Source organism: Intestinimonas sp. UBA1698, from assembly GCF_002320075.1.
GTDB lineage: Bacteria > Bacillota > Clostridia > Oscillospirales > Oscillospiraceae > Intestinimonas > Intestinimonas massiliensis.
The window spans coordinates 98,327-101,864 of the sequence record NZ_DCJO01000001.1; the positions used below are offsets into that span (position 1 = coordinate 98,327).

The window sequence follows — 3,538 nt, forward strand, 5'->3', positions numbered from 1 at the left end:
AGGCTCCGGGCAGCCTGTCTGTTTTGCCGCCCTTTTTGAAAAGGCGCTTGTAAAAGAGTGCCAAAACATATATTATAAAAGTAGGAATTGTATGTTTAATTTGTGAGGGGGCGGCGAAAGCAGTTTGGTTTGGCATCCGGTTTGCATAGCTATAGGGAGAAGTACATGTTGCCCGAGCAGAGAAAGAGAAGAAAGGAGGCCGTATGGGAGACAGAGTTTGTGAGCCGATCACCAGACGGGAAGAAGTCTACCAAAGTGCGCTGGACACCATCTATTGCGCCATTATTATTCTGGATCAGGCTGGAAAGATCCTTTATGTCAATGAGTCTGCACGGAAAATGGTGGAGGGGTCCTCTGTGGTGTTCGAGGAGCTTTTGGAGTGCCTTGGACAGGAGGTAGACCTGGTGCGCGGCTCGGGGCGCTACCAAATAGACGTGGGTCCGGCCAGGATCGTGTGCAGGGTGAACCCCAGATATCTGTCCGGAGAGCGCCATGGCAGCACCATCGTGCTCCACCAATCCAAGCATTCCGAGTGTGTCATGCAGGAAATGGACGTAGTGAGCAGTATCTTCGAGGAGCTCAACGTCTGTCTGGAGTCCTCCCACGACGGGATCATGGTATCTGACGGCATGGGGAACGTGATCCGGCTCAACGCCGCGCTGGAGAAGCTGATAGGAGTCAAGCGCCGGGATATCCTGGGCCGGAACGTGGCCGATCTGGTGCAGGAGGGCGTGTACGAGTCCTCTGCCATCCTCCAGGTCATTGAGACCGGGAAGACGGCTACCGTGGTCATCGACCACAACGGCAGGCAATTGCTGATCACCGGCTCGCCGGTCTATAATGCCAACAGCGCCATGACGGCTGTGGTGGCCAACATCCGGGACATGTCCGAGCTGAACGACCTGCGCCAAAAGCTGGAGCAGCAGCAGATGATTGCTGAGAAATACAGCAAGGAGCTGGCCCATATCGCCCGGCAGCAGAGCGCGCAGACCAGCTTTGTGGCCTGCAGCCGGGAGATGAAGACCATCCTGGCCACCATCCATTCCATCTCTGAGGTGGACTCCACCGTCCTCATCTCGGGAGAGTCGGGCACCGGCAAGGAGATGGTCGTCAATGAGATCTATGCCTCCAGCATGCGCAGCTACCGCCCCATCATCAAGGTAAACTGCGGTGCCATCCCGCCCGCCCTGTTTGAGTCGGAGCTGTTTGGCTATGAGGACGGCGCCTTTACCGGGGCGCGCCGCAAGGGCAAGCCCGGATTTTTTGAACTGGCCCACATGGGCACGCTGTTTCTGGACGAGGTGGGGGAGCTCCCGCTGGAGATGCAGGTCAAGCTGCTGCGGGTGCTGCAGGAGGGAGAGATCATCCGCATCGGCGGATCAAAGCCCATCAGTGTGGACGTGCGGATCATCGCGGCCACCAACCGGGATCTGTGGGAGATGACCGAAGAGGGCACCTTCCGGCAGGATCTGTACTACCGGCTGAACGTCATCAACATCGAGGTGCCCCCTCTGCGCCAGCGGCGGGACGACATCATTCCGCTGGTCATGCATATGCTGGAGCGCTTCAACCAGAAATACGGCAAGCACAAGGAGATCCCCATCGAGCTGGGCAAGGTGCTGCGGGAGCTGCCCTGGCGGGGGAATGTGCGGGAGCTGGAAAACCTGATTGAAAACCTGGTGGTCCTCTGCCCGGAGGACGTGCTGACGCCGGAGCATTTGCCGGTGCGGTACCAACGCGGCCAGAACCCGGCGTCCCAGGTGGAGATTCGGGGGATTCTGCCCATGAAGGATATGGTGCGCCGGGCGGAGCGGCAGCTCATCGCCAACGCCCAGGCCCAGTATTCCTCCATGCAGGAGGTGGCAAAGGCCCTGGGGGTGGACGTATCCACCATATCCCGAAAACTCAGCCGGAATTGATCCCCCAAAAGCATTGCATTTTTGCAAAAACCCCTGCAAAAATGCAAAGACCTTGCAAATACTTCGCCATAAGAACATTTTGAAGGAAAAGGCAGCCGCCCGGCCGTGCATTTTTGCACAGCCGGGCGGCTTCTTGCTGGGCAAAAATGCAGCAAATCCATGGATTTTTAACCATTTTAAAATTGGCACGCTGGTTGCTTTATATACTGCCAGAACACCAAACCCGGCCCGACAGAGAAACAGAAAGGAAGGATACCAATATGAACTTTACCCTGAACGAAAACCAACTGGCCATCCAATCCACGGTCAAGGCGTTTGCCGAAAAGGAATTGGCCAAGGACATCCTGGTGCGGGATGCCGCCGCCGAATTCCCCCACGACCTGTATGCCAAGATGGGGGAGATGGGCCTGATCGGCCTGCCCTATCCCAAGGAGTACGGCGGCCAGGGCGAGGATTACCTGTCCTATATCCTGGCGGTGGAGGAGGTCTCCAAGGTAGATGGAGCCATGGGCATCTCCTACTCGGTCTCCACCTCCCTGTACGGCGGTTCCCTGACCAACTCCCAGGCCACCGAGGAGCAGCTTCGCCGCTTCCTCACGCCGGTGGCCTCTGGCAAGAGCCTGGGCTCCTTTGCGCTGACCGAGCCCACTGCGGGCTCCGACGTGGCGGGCGCCCGCACTTTGGCGGTCCGGGACGGCGACGATTACGTCATCAACGGCTCCAAGTGCTTCATCACTAACGGGCCGCTGTCCGACTACTTCGCCGTGTATGCCCTCACCGACAAAGAGGCGGGACCCAAGAGCATGGCCTGCTTTGTGGTGGAGAAGGGGACCCCCGGCTTTGTCATCGGTACCCGCCACAATACCATGGGCCTGCGCAGTGCCATGGTCTGCGAGCTCTATTTCACAGATTGCCGCGTGCCCGTGGCCAACATGATCGCCGCGCCGGGCAAGGGCTTCGGTCTGGCCATGAAGACCCTGGACGGCGGCCGCATCGGCGTGGGCGCGCAGGGCCTGGGTATCGCCGAGGGGGCCTGGGAGATCGCCCGCAAGTATCTGATGGAGCGGCAACAGTTTGGCAAGCCTCTGTGCAAGCAGCAGACCATCGCCTTCAAGATGGCCGAGCTGGCTATTGAGATTGAGCAGGCCAAGTACATGGTCTACAAAGCCGCCCTGGAGAAGGGAGAGGGCCAGCCCTACTCCATCTCCGCCGCCAAGGCCAAATACTGCGGCACCAACGCCGCCATGCACGTCACCACCGAGGCGGTCCAGCTTCTGGGCGGCAACGGCTATATGAAGGAGTTCCACGTGGAACGCATGATGCGTGACGCCAAGATCACCCAGATTTATGAGGGCACCAACGAGATCCAGAAGATGATCGTCAGCGGCACGCTGTTCCAGTAAGCGTGTAACGTACAGCCTGTAAAAGGAGATGAAATTATGAACGATTGGAAGGCGATGTACCAGGAGAAACGCAAGACGCCGAAGGAAGTGGCCAAGCTCTTCCACTCAGGGGACATCTGCCTGAGCAACGGACAGATCACGGAGCCCGTCGCCATCCTGCACGCCCTGGCGGACCGGGCGGAGCGGGAGGGGCTGACGGGGATCCGGCACTACCTG

The 3,538-nt window shown here is 58.8% G+C and carries 2 protein-coding genes and 1 pseudogene; all 3 read left to right on the top strand.

The window, feature by feature from the left end; all coding sequences use genetic code 11:
- Positions 1-203 precede the first annotated feature (203 nt).
- Complete coding sequence (locus B3H64_RS00490) at positions 204-1,919, top strand: sigma 54-interacting transcriptional regulator (RefSeq protein WP_050617136.1); 1,716 nt, start codon at positions 204-206, stop codon at positions 1,917-1,919.
- 260 nt (positions 1,920-2,179) lie between these two features.
- Positions 2,180-3,322 carry an acyl-CoA dehydrogenase family protein gene (locus B3H64_RS00495; protein ID WP_256304843.1) on the top strand — a complete coding sequence of 381 codons (1,143 nt, stop codon included), beginning with the start codon at positions 2,180-2,182 and terminating at the stop codon, positions 3,320-3,322.
- Positions 3,323-3,358: 36 nt separating this feature from the next.
- A pseudogene (locus B3H64_RS00500) lies at positions 3,359-3,538 on the top strand (hypothetical protein); the annotation flags it as partial.